The sequence below is a fragment of the Thauera sedimentorum genome (assembly GCF_014489115.1).
Classification (GTDB): Bacteria; Pseudomonadota; Gammaproteobacteria; order Burkholderiales; family Rhodocyclaceae; genus Pseudothauera; species Pseudothauera sedimentorum.
In genome coordinates this window covers 1199220-1216307 of sequence record NZ_JACTAH010000001.1, presented here as the reverse complement: position 1 = coordinate 1216307, position 17088 = coordinate 1199220, and the positions used below count along the sequence as shown (strand labels likewise).

The 17088-nt window shown below is 66.7% G+C and carries 14 protein-coding genes; 4 read left to right on the top strand and 10 right to left on the bottom strand.

Features of this window, described 5'->3' with window-relative positions; translation table 11 throughout:
• Nucleotides 1–84 precede the first annotated feature (84 nt).
• Together IAI53_RS05490 and IAI53_RS05485 are read right to left on the bottom strand one after the other, a co-directional pair.
• Nucleotides 85–408 (bottom strand): RnfH family protein, encoded by a 324-nt coding sequence (locus IAI53_RS05490; RefSeq protein ID WP_187717118.1) that lies wholly within the window; start codon nucleotides 406–408, stop codon nucleotides 85–87.
• A 4-nt stretch (nucleotides 409–412) separates the two neighbouring features.
• Nucleotides 413–850 (bottom strand): type II toxin-antitoxin system RatA family toxin, encoded by a 438-nt coding sequence (locus IAI53_RS05485; RefSeq protein WP_187717117.1) that lies wholly within the window; start codon nucleotides 848–850, stop codon nucleotides 413–415.
• A gap of 98 nt (nucleotides 851–948) precedes the next feature.
• On the opposite strand from IAI53_RS05485, the gene smpB reads away from it, so the two are divergent.
• Entirely contained in the window at nucleotides 949–1395 is a 447-nt protein-coding gene (gene smpB, locus IAI53_RS05480; protein ID WP_187717116.1) for an SsrA-binding protein SmpB, read from the top strand.
• A gap of 44 nt (nucleotides 1396–1439) precedes the next feature.
• Nucleotides 1440–2018, top strand: coding sequence for an NnrU family protein (locus IAI53_RS05475; RefSeq protein WP_187717115.1), 579 nt, complete (start codon nucleotides 1440–1442; stop codon nucleotides 2016–2018).
• Nucleotides 2019–2160: 142 nt separating this feature from the next.
• Here IAI53_RS05475 and IAI53_RS05470 read toward each other — a convergent pair whose 3' ends face one another.
• The gene (locus IAI53_RS05470) at nucleotides 2161–3720 is read right to left on the bottom strand and encodes a protein adenylyltransferase SelO (RefSeq protein ID WP_187717114.1); all 1560 of its coding nucleotides are present in this window, start codon (nucleotides 3718–3720) and stop codon (nucleotides 2161–2163) included.
• Nucleotides 3721–3793: 73 nt separating this feature from the next.
• Complete coding sequence (gene yoaA, locus IAI53_RS05465; protein ID WP_187717113.1) at nucleotides 3794–5749, bottom strand: DNA repair helicase YoaA; 1956 nt, start codon at nucleotides 5747–5749, stop codon at nucleotides 3794–3796.
• 209 nt (nucleotides 5750–5958) lie between these two features.
• On the opposite strand from yoaA, the gene IAI53_RS05460 reads away from it, so the two are divergent.
• On the top strand, nucleotides 5959–7593 hold the full coding sequence (locus tag IAI53_RS05460; protein ID WP_187717112.1) for a methyl-accepting chemotaxis protein: 1635 nt from the start codon (nucleotides 5959–5961) through the stop codon (nucleotides 7591–7593).
• Between the two features lie 17 nt (nucleotides 7594–7610).
• On the opposite strand, the gene IAI53_RS05455 is transcribed toward IAI53_RS05460, so the two are convergent.
• Complete coding sequence (locus IAI53_RS05455) at nucleotides 7611–8438, bottom strand: secretin N-terminal domain-containing protein (protein ID WP_187717111.1); 828 nt, start codon at nucleotides 8436–8438, stop codon at nucleotides 7611–7613.
• A gap of 112 nt (nucleotides 8439–8550) precedes the next feature.
• Between IAI53_RS05455 and IAI53_RS05450 the strand changes: the two genes are divergently transcribed.
• Nucleotides 8551–8745: a YjfB family protein gene (locus IAI53_RS05450; RefSeq protein ID WP_187717110.1), complete on the top strand. Its 195-nt coding sequence runs from the start codon at nucleotides 8551–8553 to the stop codon at nucleotides 8743–8745.
• Between the two features lie 7 nt (nucleotides 8746–8752).
• On the opposite strand, the gene zapE is transcribed toward IAI53_RS05450, so the two are convergent.
• From zapE to gltA, 5 genes are all read right to left on the bottom strand, one after another.
• Complete coding sequence (gene zapE, locus IAI53_RS05445; protein ID WP_187717109.1) at nucleotides 8753–9865, bottom strand: cell division protein ZapE; 1113 nt, start codon at nucleotides 9863–9865, stop codon at nucleotides 8753–8755.
• A 101-nt stretch (nucleotides 9866–9966) separates the two neighbouring features.
• The gene (lpdA, locus tag IAI53_RS05440) at nucleotides 9967–11391 is read right to left on the bottom strand and encodes a dihydrolipoyl dehydrogenase (protein WP_187717108.1); all 1425 of its coding nucleotides are present in this window, start codon (nucleotides 11389–11391) and stop codon (nucleotides 9967–9969) included.
• A gap of 84 nt (nucleotides 11392–11475) precedes the next feature.
• A complete protein-coding gene (gene odhB / locus IAI53_RS05435) occupies nucleotides 11476–12672 on the bottom strand; it encodes a 2-oxoglutarate dehydrogenase complex dihydrolipoyllysine-residue succinyltransferase (protein ID WP_187717107.1) in 1197 nt (398 codons plus the stop codon).
• 24 nt (nucleotides 12673–12696) lie between these two features.
• Entirely contained in the window at nucleotides 12697–15552 is a 2856-nt protein-coding gene (locus tag IAI53_RS05430) for a 2-oxoglutarate dehydrogenase E1 component (RefSeq protein WP_187717106.1), read from the bottom strand.
• Nucleotides 15553–15719: 167 nt separating this feature from the next.
• Nucleotides 15720–17015 (bottom strand): citrate synthase, encoded by a 1296-nt coding sequence (gene gltA, locus IAI53_RS05425; RefSeq protein WP_187717105.1) that lies wholly within the window; start codon nucleotides 17013–17015, stop codon nucleotides 15720–15722.
• Nucleotides 17016–17088: the final 73 nt, after the last annotated feature.

Genomic DNA, 17088 nt, shown 5'->3' with positions numbered 1-17088 from the left:
GGTCGTCAGTACAGGCTGAAACCCGGACTCGACTGTGCTGGCCGCTGGCCCGGCGAACCGAACCGCTCCGCGGGTAAGCCGGGCTCAGCCCTCCTCGCCCGAGCCGCCCCCCTTCTTCATCACCTTGCCCTCATCTGCGCGCTTCTTGCGCACCGCCTTGGGGTCGGCGATCAGCGGACGATAGATCTCCACACGGTCACGGTCGCGCAAGACCGCGTCGGCCTTTGCCAGCTTGGCATAGACCCCCAGCTTGTTCTTGCCGTCGAGCTCGATCTCGGGGTATTTCTGCAGCAGACCCGAGGCCTCCACCGCCTCACGCACGGTCGCCCCGGACGGCAGCCTCACGCGCACCAGCTCCTGGCGATGCGGCAATGCGTAGCTCACTTCCACGTTGATGCTGTCGGCCACTTTCTCAGTCCTTTGGATAAACCTGCGCCGCACGCTTGACGAAGGAATCGACGAAGGTATTGGCGATATGGCTGAACACCGGCCCCAGCGCCTTTTCCAGCAGCTTGCTGGAGAACTCGTAATGCAGGCCGAACTCGATCTTGCACGCGGTATCGCCCAGCGGGGTGAAGCGCCAGTGGCCGTTCAGGTGACGGAACGGACCTTCCTTCAGACGGATGAGCATCTCGCGCGGCGGCTGCTTGTCGTTCTCGGTGCTGAAGTGCGCCTTGATGCCGTGGTAATTGATATGGATGGTCGCCGCAGTCAGCGTATCGGTACGTGCATGAACCTCGGCGCCACCGCACCAGGGCAGGAAGCCCGGATAGTCTTCGCAACGGTCGACCAGCTCGAACATCTGTGCCGGAGTGAATTCGATCAGGACAAGCTTGTTGACTTCGGCCATTGTGCGAGAGCTTCGGGGCGTGGGCGAACTGCTAGAATGCGCGATTCTACCGCAAAGCCGCCGCGCTTCGCCCGCACGCCCGGACCGACCCAGACCCTATGAGCATCATCGACAACCGCAAGGCCTTCCACGACTACTTCATCGAGGAAAAGCACGAGGCCGGCATGGTCCTCGAAGGCTGGGAGGTCAAGGCCATCCGCGCCGGACGTGCCAACATCAAGGAGTCCTACGTCGTCATCCGCGACGGCGAGATCTTCCTCTTCGGCATGCACATCACGCCGCTGACCAGCGCGTCCACGCATGTTCACGCCGACCCCACCCGCACCCGCAAGCTGCTGCTGCACGCCCACGAGATCGACAAGCTGATCGGCAAGGTCGAGCGCGCCGGTTACGCGCTGGTGCCGTTGGACCTGCACTACAGCAAGGGACGCATCAAGGCGACCATCGGCCTGGCCAAGGGCAAGAAGCAGTACGACAAGCGCGAGGACGAGAAGAAGCGCGACTGGGAGCGCGAGAAGCAACGCATGATGCGCGTGAAGGTCTGACCCAAGGCGCCGGTGTTCGGCGCGCACTGCAAGGAGAATGCCGCATGTTGCTGTTGATTCTCGGCCTGCTGCTGTTCCTCGGCACCCACTCGCTGCGTATGTTCGCCGACGGTTGGCGCAGCCGGCAGATCGCCCTGCGGGGCGAACTCACCTGGAAGATCGGCTACTCGGCGCTGTCCGCCGTCGGACTGCTCATGATCGTGCTCGGCTATGGCCAGGCACGCCTGGACCCCGTCTGGCTGTGGCAGGCGCCGGTATGGACCCGCCACCTCGCCGCGCTGCTGACCCTGCCCGCCTTCGTCCTGCTGGTGGCCACCTACCTGCCCGGCACCCACATCAAGGCGCGCATCGGCCATCCGATGCTGGCCGGGGTCAAGCTGTGGGCCTTCGCGCACCTGATCGCCAACGGCACCCTGGCCGATTTGCTGCTGTTCGGTGGTTTTCTCGCCTGGGCAATCGCGGACTTCGTCGCCTGCCGACGCCGTGACCGCGCGGCGCATCGTCGCCGCCCGCCCGCCGCGCTGCGCAACGACGCGGCGGCCGTGGCGATCGGCCTGCTCGCCTGGTTCGCCTTCGCGCGCTACCTGCATGCGCCGCTGTTCGGAGTGACCCCGTTCGGCTGAAAGCGCATCACCCGCTCCCATCGGGCGGAAACCGGTCTGGGGTGGCGTAGGAGCGGGCTTGCCCGCGATACGGCCGTCGAAGAAACCACCGCCGCGATCGCGGCCAAGGCCGCTCCTACAGAAATACCGGCTCCCGGCAGTTTCAGGAACTGCAGGACAACATCGAGCAACCCGGGCGGTTGCGCGCCCACTCCGGGCGGCGCCCGGCGAAGTGCTCCCGCCCCGGCTGCTCCGCGTAGGGCCGACGCATCACTTCCAGGGTCTCCGTCACCAGGCTGTAGTCGCCCTTCTCCGCCGCGTCGATCGCCTCTTGCGCCAGCCAGTTGCGCAGCACGTAGCACGGGTTGGCGGCGTCCATCTGCGCGCGCCGCTCCGCGGCCGGGCGCCCTTCGGCGCGCAGGCGTGCGGCGTAGTCGTCCAGCCAGGCCTGCAGTTCGGCACCATGCACCGCGCGCTTGTCGGGCGAGTAGAAGGCCTCGTCCAGCGGCGCCAGGGTCGGCGCATCCACGTCGATGCGCGCCAGCTCGCGGAAGAAGATCGTCATGTCGACCTCGGCCTTGGTCATCAGCTTGTGCAGCGCATCGACCCGCTGCTGGTCATCATCGGAGAAGCTCGCCAGCCCCAGCTTGTCCGCCTGCATGCGCCGGCTCTCCGTGTCGTACACCGCGACGTAGCGGTCCAGCCCGGCCTGCAGCGGCTCGGTGGCGCCGAACAGCGGATAGAGCGCGTTGGCGAGCTGCAGCAGGTTCCAGTGCGCGATGCGCGGCTGGTAGCCGAAGCGGTAGCGCCGCGTGCCTTCGTCGGTGGTGTTGGGCGTCCAGTCGCGGTCGAAGTTGTCGATCCAGCCGTAGGGGCCGTAATCGATGGTCAGCCCGAGGATGGACATGTTGTCGGTGTTCATCACCCCATGCACGAAGCCCACCCGCATCCAGTGCGCCATCAGCCGCGCGGTGCGCTCGCACACTTCGCGGAACCACGCGGCGCGGCGCTCCGCCGGACTCCCTTCTATCCATGGGAAGTCGCGCGCGATGGTGAACTCGGCCAGCTTCTCCAGCACGTCCAGCTCGCCACGCGCGGCGAAGATCTCGAAGTTGCCGAAGCGGATGAAGGACGGCGCCACGCGGCACACCACCGCGCCGGGCTCGGGCTCCGGATAGCCGTCGTAGAACATGTCGCGCACCACCTCCTCGCCGGTGGCGATCAACGACAGCGCGCGCGTGGTGGGCACGCCCAGGTGGTGCATGGCCTCGCTGCACAGGAACTCGCGCACCGACGAACGCAGCACCGCGCGCCCGTCGGCGCGGCGCGCGTAGGGCGTGGGTCCGGCACCCTTGAGCTGCAGTTCCAGGCGCTCACCGCGCGTGCTGACAACCTCGCCCAGGTTGATCGCCCGCCCGTCGCCAAGCTGGCCTGCCCAGTTGCCGAACTGGTGGCCGCCGTAACACGCGGCGTAAGGCGCCATGCCGGGCAGCACGGCATTGCCGGCAAACACTTGGGCAAAGCGCGGAGAACGCACGTCGCCCTCCTCCAGGTCCAGCATCGCCGCCACTTCGCGCGACCAGGCGACGAGTTCCGGGGCCCTCACCGGGGTGGGCTGCACACGCGAGTAGCACGCACCCTGCACCTGGCGCACATGGGGGGCGTCGTTGGGGTCGGCCGGCAGTTCGCGGACGAAGCGGTTGTCGAAGACGAGGTGATCCATCGGGGCTGAAATCCTTGTTGTCGGTTTCAGCTGAGAGTGCCCGCAAACCGCGAGGTTCGCCAGCGCCACAAGGTCAGCGGGCGGCCGGTGGTGGCAATTGCTCCAGGAACGCTACCGCCTCGGCCTCCACCCGGCTGCGGCGCATCGGCGGCAGGCTGCGCCATACCACCTTGCCGTAGGGCTTGTCGATCATGCGCGGATCGCAGATGCACAGCACGCCGCGGTCGCGCTCGCTGCGGATGAGCCGCCCGGCGCCCTGCTTCATGTTGATCACGGTGCGCGGCAGCTGGTAGTGCATGAAGGGATTGCGCCCGCTCTTCTGCAGGTGTTCGACGCGCGCGGCGAGTACCGGGTCGTCCGGCGGCGCAAAGGGCAGCTTGTCGATGACCACCAGCGAGAGCGCGTCACCCGGCACGTCCACGCCTTCCCAGAAGCTCTGGCTGGCCACCAGCACCGCGTTGCCCAGGCGGCGGAAGCGCTCCAGCAATTCGGTACGCGAGCCTTCGCCCTGCAGCAGCAGCGGCAGTTCGTCGCCCGCAGCGGCGAGGCCGTCGGCGATCAGCTCGTGCACCCGGCGCATCGCGCGCAGCGAGGTGCACAGCACGAAGGCACGCCCGCGCGCGGCGCGGATCAGCGGCAAGGCCTTGCGCGCGACGGCTTCGATGTAGTCCGGCGCGTTCGGGTCCGGCATGCCCTGCGGGGCATACAGCAGGGCCTGTTCGCCGTAGTCGAAGGGGCTGCCCCAAACCGCGGTGAGCGGCGGCGGTTCCAGCCAGGCCAGCCCCAGCTCGCGGCAGTAATGGCCGAAGTCCTGGCCCACCGCGAGCGTGGCCGAGGTGAAGATCCAGGCACGCAGATGGCCTTCGAGCTGGCGACGGAAGACGGTCGAGACGTGCAGCGGCGTGGCGTTGAGCGCCACCGACTGCGAGAACACCTCGACCCAGCGGATCAGCTCGGCATCCTCGGGCTGGCGCCAGTGGGTGAGGCGTTCGCCCATCTCCTGGGTGCGCCGCAGGCAGTTGGCCAGACCTTCGGAGCGTTCGGCCTGGGTTTCGAGCACGGCCTCGATGCGAGCGAGTTCGTCGGCCAGCGCCTGCACCTTTGCCCCGAACTCCGGCAGGGCCTCGGCCTGGGCGGCAGAGAGGCGCGCAGGGTCGTTGCCGAAGGCCAGACGCAGGTCGCGCGCGGCCTTCTCCAGCGCGCGCGTGGCGTCGATCAGGTCGCGGCAATCGGGCGCCGCGGCGATGGTCTCCGAGCGCGTGTCGCGCGCCAGGTCCAGCACCTGACCGGTGGACACACTCTCGCCGAAGAACAGGCTGGCGGTCTCCGGCAGCTGGTGGGCCTCGTCGAAGATCACCGCATTGCAGGCCGGCAGCAGCTCGCCCATGCCCTCGTCGCGCAGCATCACGTCGGCGAAGAACAGATGATGGTTTACCACCACCACGTCGGCTTCCATCGCCGCACGGCGGGCGGCGAGCACGAAGCACTCCTTGACGTCCGGACACTCCTGCCCGAGGCAGTTGTCGCGCGTCGAGGTAGCGGCGAACCAGGCCGGCGAGTCCTCGCGCACCGCGGTGCATTCGGCCTTGTCGCCGGTGTGCGTGGTCTGCGCGAAACGCGCGATGGCGCGCAGATCGGCCGCGTCCTGGGGGCTGTTGAAGCGCCCGTCGGCGGCGTTGCGCGCCAGGTGATAGGGGCAGACGTAGTTGGCCCGCCCCTTGAGCAGCGCGATGCTCACCGGCACCTTGAGTGCGGCGCGCACCACCGGCAGGTCGCGGTTGAAGAGCTGATCCTGCAGGGTCTTGGTGCCAGTGGAGATGATCACCTTGCCACCTGAGAGCAGCGCCGGCACCAGGTAGGCGAAGGTCTTGCCGGTGCCGGTACCGGCTTCGGCCACCAGCACGCGGTGCTCGTGCAAGGCCTGTGCGATCAGCCCGGCCATCTCGATCTGTTGCGGGCGCGCGCGAAAGGCCGGGATGGCCTTTGCCAGCGGGCCATCCGGCGAGAAGGCCTGGTCGACAGCACTCATCTGGCATGCACAGGATTAACGCGGAGCCGCAATGCTACCACCACCGCTGCCGGAAGCGCGCCGGCACGCCCGGGCCGGGTCTGCCAGCGCAATCGAAAAAATTACGCTCAAGTACTCCTGAATATGCCGATATATCATTGGGGTCTGTCGCAGACGCAGCGCGACTCACCCGATCGACCATCACTACAGATACGTCCCGGAGACGACACATGTCCAGGAAGCGCCCCTCCGTCCGCACGCAGTTGTTCGTTCTCGTTGCCCTCACCTGCGGGCTGTTCATCGCGGCGATTGCCGGTTCGCTGTGGCAGACCATGAGCAATGAAGAGAAGCTGATGAGCTTCATCGACGAGGAGCTCGCCACCGAGCGCGACGTCACCAAGGCCTATGCGCAGGGGCTGCAGATGGGACAGGCCTTGCGCAACATCCTGCTCGACCCCGACAACCCGAAGGCCTACGAGAACTTCGACAAGGCCCGTGCCGAGTTCGACGGCGTGATCGAGCGGGTGCTCGCACGCCCCGACATTCTAAAGGGCGGCGCCGCGAGCACTGCGGCCATTGCCGACATCCACCGCCGCTGGCCGCCCCTGCAGCGCACCGTGATCGAGCGCGTGCGGGCGGGCGACACCTTCGGCGCGCGCGAGCTGCTGGTGAGCAGCGAAACACCGGCCTGGCGCGAGATGCGGGCCCTGCTGATGGATCAGATCGCCTATCTCGAAGGCTTGTCCGGCGCGGTCAAGGGCGAAATGGTCGAGGGTATCGAGCGCGCCAACACCATTGCCGTGGTGCTCGCGCTCGCCGCACTGATCGCCTGTATCGGCGTGTCGCTCTACGTCGTCCGCGACCTGTTCCGCCAACTGGGCGGTGAACCCGCCTACGCGGCGGAAGTCGCCCGGCGCATCGCTGCCGGCCGTCTCGACGAACCGGTGTCCGTCGGCCGCGAAGACCGCGACAGCCTGCTCGCGGCGATGCGCGACATGCAGGCCGGCCTGACCGGCACGATCGCCGACATCCGCCGCCTCGCCGACCAGGTGGCCGCTTCCATCGGCGTGCTGCGCAACAACGAGGCGAAGATCGCCGACGCCTCGCTGCAACAGAGCGAAGCCGGCAGCTCGATCGCCGCGGCAGTCGAGGAAATGACCGTGAGCATCTCCCAGGTGTCCGAGCATGCCGACGACGCCGACCGCCTTACCGAGGACGCCGCCGGCCAGATGCAGACCAGCGTGACGGTCATCAACGAGGCCACCGCGACCATCGCCCGGATCGCGGAACGCATGTCCGCCTCCGCCGAGGTGATGGCCGATCTGGGCGCCAGCGCCGACGGCATCTCCGGCGTGGTGAAGGTCATCCAGGAAGTGGCCGAGCAGACCAATCTGCTGGCGCTCAACGCCGCCATCGAGGCCGCCCGCGCCGGCGAACAGGGCCGCGGATTTGCGGTGGTGGCCGACGAAGTGCGCAAGTTGGCCGAACGTACCGCGCAGTCGACCCACGAGATCACCGGCATGATCCAGCGCGTGCAGGCCAACACCCATCAGGCGGTGCGCAGCATGGAAGACGGCCGCCAGCTCGCCGACCACGGCGCCCGGAGCGCCGATCAGGCCCGCGAGGCGGTGGCCGCGCTGGAAGAAGGCTCCGGCCAGGTGCGCGAAGCGGTCGCGTCGATCAACGCCGCGCTGCGCGAGCAGCGCTCGGCCAGCACCGACATCGCCCGCAGCATCGAACAGATCGCGCAGATGAGCGAACAGAACCACGCCGCGACCCGCGATTCGCTCGGGCGCGCCGACGAGCTGCAGCAACTGGCGGATGCGCTGGAAAACAGCCTCGCGCGTTTCCAGCTGGCGCGCTGAACGCTCCCGCGCGACGATCAGTCCAGGCGTTCGACCTTCAGCCAGACCTCGTTCCGCCGGCTCGTTTCGCGCGATTCGCGAGACAGGATGCCCTGCCGTGCGTCGGCGGCATCCTGCGCACTGGCGCCGAGCGCGATCCATTCACCCAGGCGACCCTCCACGGTCGTGCTCAGGCGGCGGGTCTCGGCCGTGCCGTCCGCGGACAGCGGCCGCTCGTCGTACGGACTGATCTCGATGCTGACCCGGTCGCCCGCGATCCGCGGCACGGCGTTGAAGCCCGTACCCAGGTCGCGCCAGATCACGGTGTCGGAGAGCACCACGCCATCGGCCGTCAACCAGAGCCGGCGCAAGGGCACCGGCAGGGATACCCCCGCATGGATGTAGGCCTGTCCGCCGTCGATGGTCTGCACCTGCTGCACCGCCTGCCTAGCCTCCTCGCGGCGCCCGTCGCCGATGCTCACCGTGGCCCCCGGACTGCGCGGCACCCCCACGGGTGGCGGACGTTCGATGCGCACGCGCTCGTTGCCGATGCGCCCATGGACGTCCGCGCGGAAACGATCGTCCAGACTCTCCGAGGACTGGCGCACCGAGATCAGCAGGCGCGCCGCGGGCTGATCCAGTTCCGACAGGACGGCGCGCAACTGGGCGAGATTCTCCGCGGTACTGCGGATGAACAACTTGTGCCTCAAACCGGAAACGCTCCCGCCCGGTGCGACCAAGGGGCGCAGCACCGGCAGCACGTCCTCGGCCTGGCGGTGGCGCAACTCTATGATCTCCAGCGGAAGCTCCACGGCCGGCGACGGCAACGGCGCCAGCAGGCAGAGCAGCAGGAGTGCGCGAAGCAAGCGCAGCCACCCGCCGCACATCCATGCAGGCAGCGCGGACGTTCCGGGGTTAGAATGGCAGCAACCGTCGCCGCTCGGGCGGTGGCCAGTCGAGTAAAGTTGGAGAACCGCCATGGATGTCAGCTCCGCAGCCAGCATTGCCTCAAGCCTGAGCCAGGCGCGAGTGGGCGACGCGGTCAGCACGCTGGTGCTGAAGAAGGCCATCGACCTGCAGGCGCAGAATGCCGCCCAGCTGGTCGCCGCACTGCCTCAGGCCGCCCCGTCCAATCCCGCGCACCTCGGCCAGAACATCGACGTCCGCGCCTGAGGCCGCCTTACTCCACCCGGTGCGCCTCGGCGAGATAGTCCCGGGTGCGCATCTCGATCAGCCGGCTCACCGTGCGCACGAATTCGTGCGCATTGTGCCCCTCAGTATAGAGTTCCGGCGCCTCGACTTCGGCGCTCATGATCAGCTTGACCCGGTGGTCGTACAGCACGTCGATCAGCCAGGTGAAGCGGCGCGCCTCGGAAGCCTGCCCCACCCCCATCTTCGGCACGTCCGACAGCAGCAGCGTGTGATGCTCGCGCGCGATCTCCAGGTAGTCGTTCTGCGACCGCGGCCCGCCGCATAGCGTCGCGAAGTCGAACCAGATCACCCCCGGGGCCTTGCGCAGCACCGGCAGGCTGCGCTCCAGCACTTCCAGTTCGCCGCCCTCGCCGTCGTTGCCGGCCAGCCTGCGAAAGTCGTCGCGCATCTTGGCTTCGGCGGCATCGTCGTGCGGCACGAGGTAGATCTCGATCCGCTCCAGCGTGCGCAGGCGGTAGTCGGTGCCGTGGTCGACCTCGAAGACGTCGAAGCGGCGCTTGATCATCTCGATGGTGGGCAGGAAGTTCACCCGCATCAGGCCGTTGGGGTAAAGACCGTCCGGCGGATAGTTGGAGGTCATCACGAAGATGACCCCGCGGGCGAACAGCGCGTCCAGCAGGCGGCCGAGGATCATCGCGTCGGCGATGTCCGAGACGTGGAACTCGTCGAAGCACAGCAGGCGGGTCTGGCGGGCGATGCGGTCGGCCACCTTCTGCAGCGGATCGGCTTCGTTGTTGTGGTCCTTGAGGTCGTTCTGCACTTCCTGCATGAAGGCGTGGAAGTGCACCCGGCGCTTGCGCTGGTAGGGCACCGCGTCGAAGAAGCAGTCCATCAGGAAGCTCTTGCCGCGCCCCACCCCGCCCCAGAAATAGACGCTGCGCGGCATGCGCGGGCGGGCGAAGACCTTGCGCAGCGCGGTGCGGCGCGCGGCCTTGAAGGTGACCAGCTCGGTATACAGCTGCTGCAGGCGCTGTGCGGCCGCACGTTGGGCGGGGTCGGACTTGTAGCCGCGCGCCTTGAGTTGCGCCTCGTAGGCGTCGAGCATGCCGTTTTCGGCGACGTTGAGAATGCGATGAGGCATGGTTGCGGGTCGATGAACTCAGCCGGACGAAAAAGGGAGAAGACCCCGGGTACCTCGCGGCACCCCGGCCTTCTCCCTCCCCTGTTGCGTTGCGCCCTGCGTCAGGCGTGCAGCGGGCGCTTGTCGCAGGCCAGCGCGGCTTCGTGCACCGCTTCCGACATGGTCGGATGGCCGTGGCAGATGCGCGCGAGGTCTTCGGACGCACCGCCGAACTCCATCGTCACAACCGCCTCGGCGATCAGTTCGGAGGCCGACGCGCCGATGATGTGTACGCCCAGGATACGGTCAGTCTTGGCGCAGGCCAGCATCTTGACGAAGCCTTCCGGCGCGGCCATGCCCATGGCGCGGCCGTTGAAGGCGAACGGGATCTTGCCGGCCTTGTAGGCCACGCCTTCGGCCTTGAGCTGCTGCTCGGTCTTGCCGACCCAGGCGATTTCCGGCGCGGTGTAGATGATCCAGGGCACGGTGTCGAAGTTGCAGTGGCCGGCCTGGCCCGCCATCACCTCGGCGACCATCACCGCCTCTTCCATGGCCTTGTGCGCCAGCATCGGGCCACGCACCACGTCGCCCACCGCCCACACGCCGGGCAGGTTGCTGCGGCAGTGTTCATCCACCTCGATCATGCCGCGTTCGTTGAGCTTCAGGCCCACGGCTTCGGCGTTCAGGCCATCGGTGTTGGGCACGCGGCCCACCGAGACGATCAGGCGGTCGGCATCCAGCTTCTGCTCGGCGCCGTCCTTGTCGGTATAGGCCAGCGACACGCCCTTCTTGGTGACCTTGACGTCGCCGATCTTGACGCCGAGGTTGATCTTCAGACCCTGCTTGGTGAGGAGCTTGAGCGCTTCCTTGGCGATGTCCTGGTCGGCGGCGGCGAGGAAGTCGGGCATGGCTTCGAGCACGGTGACTTCCGAACCCAGGCGGCGCCACACCGAACCCATTTCCAGGCCGATGACGCCGGCACCGATGATCGCCAGCTTCTTGGGCACCGCGTTGATGTCCAGCGCGCCGACGTTGTCGCAGACGATCTTGTTATCGACCGGGATGTTCGGCAGGTGGCGGGCCTTGGAGCCGGTGGCGACGATGACCTGCTTGGCGACCACGGTCTCCTCGCCGACCTTGAGCTCCCAGCCGTCCGCGACCTGCTTGACGAAGGAACCGTGGCCGTTGATCAGGGTGACCTTGTTCTTCTTGAACAGACCCTTGATGCCGCCGGTGAGCTGGTCGACGATGCCGTTCTTGCGGGTCATCATCTTGGCCACGTCGATCTTCGGCGTACCCACGCTGATGCCCTGGGCTTCGAAGCCGTGCGCGGCTTCCTCGAACACGTGCGAGGTGTGCAGCAGGGCCTTGGACGGAATGCAGCCCACGTTCAGGCAGGTGCCGCCCAGGCGCGGTTCGCCCTTGGGGTCGGCATACGGATTGGATTCGCAGCAGGCGGTCTTGAAGCCGAGCTGAGCGGCTCGGATGGCCGCAACATAGCCGCCGGGACCGCCGCCGATGACGAGGACGTCGAATTGCTTGGACATTGAATTCTCCCTTTCTTGGCACACGGGGCGCACCCGCGGCGGAAGCAGGAGCTTCCGCGCGACGCGCGCCCCGGTCGATCGTGATCAGACGTCGAGGATCAGGCGAGCCGGATCTTCCAGCGCTTCCTTCATGGTCACCAGGCCGAGCACCGCCTCGCGGCCGTCGATGATGCGGTGATCGTAGGACATCGCCAGGTAGTTGATCGGGCGGATGACGATCTGGCCGTTCTCGACCACCGGACGATCCTTGGTGGCATGGATGCCGAGGATCGCCGACTGCGGCGGGTTGATGATCGGGGTGGACAGCATGGAGCCGAACACGCCGCCGTTGGAGATCGAGAAGGTACCGCCGGAGAGCTCTTCCAGCGACAGCTTGCCGTCCTTGGCCTTCTGGCCGAACTCGGCGATCTTCTTCTCGATGTCGGCGATCGACATCTGATCGGCGTCACGGATGATGGGCACGACCAGGCCGCGCGGGCTGCCAACGGCGATGCCGATGTCGATGTAGCCGTGGTAGACGATGTCGTTACCGTCGACCGAAGCGTTCAGGATCGGGAACTTCTTCAGCGCGGCCACGGCGGCCTTGACGAAGAAGCCCATGAAGCCCAGGCGCACGCCATGCGCTTTCTCGAACTTGTCGCCGTACTGCTTGCGCAGGGCCATGATCGGCGCCATGTTCACTTCGTTGAACGTGGTCAGGATGGCGTTTTCGTTCTTCGACTGGATCAGGCGCTCGGCGATGCGCGCGCGCAGGCGGGTCATCGGCACGCGCTCTTCCGGACGCTCGCCGGCCAGCACCACGGCCGGCGCGGCAGCAGCTGCGGCAGCCTTGGGCTGTGCGGCCACCGCGTCTTCCTTGGTGACGCGGCCACCGCGGCCGGAGCCGGCCACGTCGGCAGCGGCAATACCCTTCTCGTCGAGGATCTTGCGCGCGGCCGGGCTGGCGGTGCCCGCGGCGGCGGCCGGCGCGGCAGCAGCGGCCGGCGGCGGGGTGACTGCCTGGACCGGCTCGGCGGCCTTGGCGGCACCGGCTGCAGCCTTGGCTTCGGTGTCGATCTGGGCAATCAGCTCGCCCGAGGTGACGGTGTCGCCGTCGGCCTTGATGATCTTCACCAGCACGCCGTCTGCCGGCGCGGGGGTCTCGAGCACGACCTTGTCGGTCTCGATGTCGATCAGGTTCTCGTCGCGCGAGACGGCCTCGCCTTCCTTCTTGTGCCAGGAAACCAGCGTGGCTTCGGACACGGATTCGGACAGCTGCGGCACCTTGACTTCGATCAGCATGGAATTCTCTCCCGGTGTGTGTCGTTATTGATTGGGGTTCTGCGGCGTTGCATCCTGGATGGGACCGAAGGCGTGCTCGATGACCGCCTTCTGCTGCGCGTTGTGCTTGGCGTAGTAGCCCACCGCGGGCGACGCGGCGGCCGGCCGGCTGACCAGCAGCAGCTTGCGCTTGGGGCCCAGCACGTTGACCAGGTGCTGGCGCGAAGCCAGCCAGTACCAGGCACCCTGGTTGCGCGGCTCTTCCTGGCACCAGACGATTTCCTTGGCGTTCGGGAACTCGTTGATCGCCTTGGCGAACTCGTCCGACGGGAAGGGATAGAGCTGCTCGATGCGGACCAGCGCAGTGTCCTTGATGCCCTGCTCGCGGCGGTGCGCCAGCAGTTCGTAGTAGATCTTGCCCTGGCACAGCACCACGCGCTTGACCTTCTTCGGGTCCAGCTTCTCGGTCTCGCCGATCACCGTGCGGAAGCGGCCGTGCGCCAGTTCGTCCATCGAGGAGATGGCTTCCTTATGGCGCAGCAGCGACTTGGGCGTGATGATGATCAGCGGCTTGCGCAGCTTGCGCAGCATCTGACGGCGCAGCAGGTGGAAGATCTGGCTGGGCGTGGTGGGCACGCAGACCTGCCAGTTGTTCTCCGCGGCGTTGTTCATGAAGCGCTCCAGACGTGCCGAGGAGTGCTCCGGCCCCTGCCCTTCGTAGCCGTGCGGCAGCATGATGGTGAGGCCGGTCAGACGGCCCCACTTGGCCTCGCCCGAGCAGATGAACTGGTCGAGCACCACCTGGGCACCGTTCACGAAGTCGCCGAACTGGGCTTCCCACACCACCAGCTCGTTCGGCTCGGTGGTCGCATAGCCGTATTCGAAGGCCAGCACACCCTCTTCGGACAGCACCGAGTCGAAGCACTGGAAGCGGGCCTGGCCGTCCTGGATGTGCTCCAGCGGCTTGAAGCTGCCTTCGTCCCAGCGCTCGCGCTTCTGGTCGTGCAGTACCGCGTGGCGGTGGAAGAAGGTGCCGCGACCGACGTCCTCACCGGAGATGCGCACCGCGTAGCCCTGGGCCAGCAGGCTGGCGTAGGCCAGGTTCTCGCCCATGCCCCAGTCCAGCGGCAGCTCGCCCTTGCCCATCGCGGAACGGTCGTCGATGATCTTCTTGACCCGCGAATGCAGGGTGAAGCCTTCCGGCAGCGTGGTCAGGCGCTCGGCCAGACGCTTGATCTCCTGCACCGGGATGGCGGTGTCCGCCTCGTCGGTGTAGGGCTGGTTCAGGAAGGGGGTCCAGTCCACCGCGAACTGGCGGTTGTGGCCGGACAGCACCGGGTTGTAGAGCAGCTCGCCCTTGTCGAGGTGCTCGCGGTACTCGGCGATCATCTTGTCCGGCTCGTCGCTGGACAGCGTGCCTTCGGCCACCAGACGGTCGGCGTAGAGCTTGCGGGTACCCGGGTGCTTCTGGATGGTGCGGTACATCAGCGGCTGGGTCACCATCGGCTCGTCCTGCTCGTTGTGGCCGAGCTTGCGGAAGCAGATGATGTCGACCACCACGTCCTTCTTGAACTGCTGGCGGAATTCCACGGCCAGCGCGGTCACGAAGGCCACCGCCTCCGGGTCGTCGCCATTGACGTGGAAGATCGGCGCCTCGACCATCTTGAAGATGTCGGTGCAGTAGAGCGAGGAGCGGTAGTCGCGCGGATCGGAGGTGGTGAAGCCGATCTGGTTGTTGATGACGATGTGCACCGTGCCGCCGGTGCCGTAGCCGCGGGTCTGGGAGAAGTTGAGCATCTCCTGGTTCACGCCCTGGCCGGCCACCGCCGAGTCGCCGTGGATGAGCACCGGCAGCACCTGGCTCTTGGCGGTGTCGCCGCGACGCACCTGGCGCGCATACACCGAACCTTCGACCACCGGGTTGATGATCTCCAGGTGAGAGGGGTTGAAGGCGAGCGTCAGGTGCATCGGGCCGCCCGGGGTCATGACATCGGACGAGAAGCCCATGTGGTACTTCACGTCGCCGGCGGTCAGGTCGGCAGCGGCCTTGCCCTCGAACTCGGAGAACAGCATCGAGGGCGACTTGCCCAGGGTGTTGACCAGCACGTTGAGGCGGCCGCGGTGGGCCATGCCGATCACGGTCTCGGCCACGCCCAGGCTGCCGCCGACGCGGATGATCTCGTCCATCGCCACGATGGCCGATTCGCCGCCCTCGAGCGAGAAGCGCTTCTGGCCGACGTACTTGGTGTGCAGGTAGCGCTCCAGGGTCTCGGCGGCGGTGGCGCGCTCGAGGATGCGCTTCTTCATCTCCAGGGAGAACCTGGGCGTGCCGCGCACGCTTTCCAGCCGGCTCTGGATCCAGCGCTTCTGCTGGATGTCGGAGATGTACATGTACTCCGAGCCGATCGAACCGCAATAGGTCTGGCGCAGCGCTTCGAGGATCTCGCGCAGCGTGGCGTGCTCGGTGGAGAAACCGTGGAAGGAGCCGACGTTGAACTGCTTGTTCAGGTCGGCTTCGGTAAAGCCGTAGTAGCTCGGCTCCAGCTCGGCGATCTGCGGGCGCTCGGTGCGCTTGAGCGGATCGAGGTTGGCCCAGCGGTTGCCGAGGAAGCGGTAGGCGTTGATCAGTTGCAGGGTGCTGACCTGGCGCTTGTCGTCACCGCCCTCGGCGACGACGGTGCGCACCGGACCGCGCTTGGCCATCTGCTCGAAGGCGGCGATCACCGGGCCATGGGCCACGTCGCGCACGGCCGCACCGGCCTGCGCCTGCAGCTGGTCGAAATAGGCGCGCCAGTTCTCAGGCACGGAGGCCGGATCGGCCAGGTAATTCTCGTACAGCTCTTCGATGAACGGTGCGTTGGCACCGAACAGATGCGAAGTGGAAAAATGTTGCTTCATCATGATGAAAGCCACCCGTTATGTTTTGTTTCCCTGCCTGAGGTCGCCAAGGCGGGCCCGGCCGCTGCTGCCGATGTGAAAACGGGATGGCCGCGCACGCACGGCCACCCCGCGGAATCGGCGACTATCGCCGGGGGTTCCCCCCTTCCCTCTCCATCGTCTCTCGTCTCTTACGGACGCTGCGCGAGTTCCGGAACGTCGCGTCGCGCGGCGCCGATGTACAGCTGGCGCGGGCGGCCGATCTTGTATTCCGGATCGGTGATCATCTCTTCCCACTGGGTGATCCAGCCCACCGTGCGCGCCAGCGCGAAGATGCAGGTGAACATGGAGGTCGGGATGCCCAGGGCCTTCTGCACGATGCCGGAGTAGAAGTCGACGTTGGGGTAGAGCTTCTTCTCGACGAAGTACTCGTCTTCCAGCGCGATCTTCTCGAGTTCCTTGGCCAGCTTGAACAGGCGGTCGTTCTCCAGGCCCAGCTCGCCCAGCACCTCGGCGCAGACCTTGCCCATGAGCTTGGCGCGCGGGTCGAAGTTCTTGTACACGCGGTGGCCGAAGCCCATCAGCTTGAAGCTGTCGCTCTTGTCCTTGGCGCGCTTGATGTACTCGCCGACGCGCGACACGTCGCCGATCTCTTCCAGCATGTTCAGGCAGGCTTCGTTCGCGCCGCCGTGCGCCGGGCCCCACAGGCAGGCGATACCGGCCGAGATGCAGGCAAACGGGTTGGCGCCGGAGGAACCGGCCAGACGCACCGTGGAGGTGGAGGCGTTCTGCTCATGGTCGGCGTGCAGCGTGAAGATCACGTCGAGCGCGCGCACCAGCACCGGGTTCGGCTTGTACTCCTCGCACGGGGTGCCGAACATCATGTGCATGAAGTTGGCGGTGTAGTCGAGGTCGTTGCGCGGGTACATGAACGGCTGCCCGGTGTTGTACTTGTACGCCATGGCCACGATGGTGGGCAGCTTGGCGATCAGCCGGTGCATGGAGATGTTGCGATGCTCCTGGTCGGAGAAGTCCATCGCATCGTGGTAGAAGGCGGACAGCGCACCGACCACGCCGACCATGATGGCCATCGGGTGGGCATCGCGGCGGAAGCCGTTGTAGAAGCGGGTCAGCTGATCATGAACCATGGTGTGGTTCTTGATCGTGCTTTCGAAGTCGAGCTTCTGCGCCGCGTTGGGCAGCTCGCCGTTCTTCAGCAGGTAGGCCACTTCCAGGAAGTTGCACTTCTCGGCCAGCTGCTCGATCGGGTAGCCGCGGTACAGCAGCTCGCCCTTGTCGCCGTCGATGAAGGTGATCTTCGACTTGCAGCTCGCGGTCGACAGGAAACCGGAGTCGTAGGTAAACAGGCCGGTCTTGCCGCCCAGGGTGCGGATGTCGATGACATCCTGGCCGTGGGTGCCGGACATGACCGGAAACTCGACGGTCTTTCCATCGACGTTTAGGGTTGCGGTGCGTTCAGTACTCATAGGTATGGTCTCTCTTCCTTGCCCGATTAACTCTGAGCGCTTGCGGCACGACCGCCCGCAAGCCCTGACTCCC

Bases quoted from the DNA above. Each gene is read 5' to 3' on its own strand.
- odhB (WP_187717107.1), bottom strand. From the start codon at position 12,672: ATGCTGATCGAAGTCAAGGTGCCGCAGCTGTCCGAATCCGTGTCCGAA.
- lpdA (WP_187717108.1), bottom strand. From the start codon at position 11,391: ATGTCCAAGCAATTCGACGTCCTCGTCATCGGCGGCGGTCCCGGCGGC.
- yoaA (WP_187717113.1), bottom strand. From the start codon at position 5,749: ATGAGTGCTGTCGACCAGGCCTTCTCGCCGGATGGCCCGCTGGCAAAG.
- zapE (WP_187717109.1), bottom strand. From the start codon at position 9,865: ATGCCTCATCGCATTCTCAACGTCGCCGAAAACGGCATGCTCGACGCC.
- IAI53_RS05450 (WP_187717110.1), top strand. From the start codon at position 8,551: ATGGATGTCAGCTCCGCAGCCAGCATTGCCTCAAGCCTGAGCCAGGCG.
- IAI53_RS05430 (WP_187717106.1), bottom strand. From the start codon at position 15,552: ATGATGAAGCAACATTTTTCCACTTCGCATCTGTTCGGTGCCAACGCA.
- IAI53_RS05460 (WP_187717112.1), top strand. From the start codon at position 5,959: ATGTCCAGGAAGCGCCCCTCCGTCCGCACGCAGTTGTTCGTTCTCGTT.
- smpB (WP_187717116.1), top strand. From the start codon at position 949: ATGAGCATCATCGACAACCGCAAGGCCTTCCACGACTACTTCATCGAG.
- gltA (WP_187717105.1), bottom strand. From the start codon at position 17,015: ATGAGTACTGAACGCACCGCAACCCTAAACGTCGATGGAAAGACCGTC.
- IAI53_RS05475 (WP_187717115.1), top strand. From the start codon at position 1,440: ATGTTGCTGTTGATTCTCGGCCTGCTGCTGTTCCTCGGCACCCACTCG.
- IAI53_RS05485 (WP_187717117.1), bottom strand. From the start codon at position 850: ATGGCCGAAGTCAACAAGCTTGTCCTGATCGAATTCACTCCGGCACAG.
- IAI53_RS05470 (WP_187717114.1), bottom strand. From the start codon at position 3,720: ATGGATCACCTCGTCTTCGACAACCGCTTCGTCCGCGAACTGCCGGCC.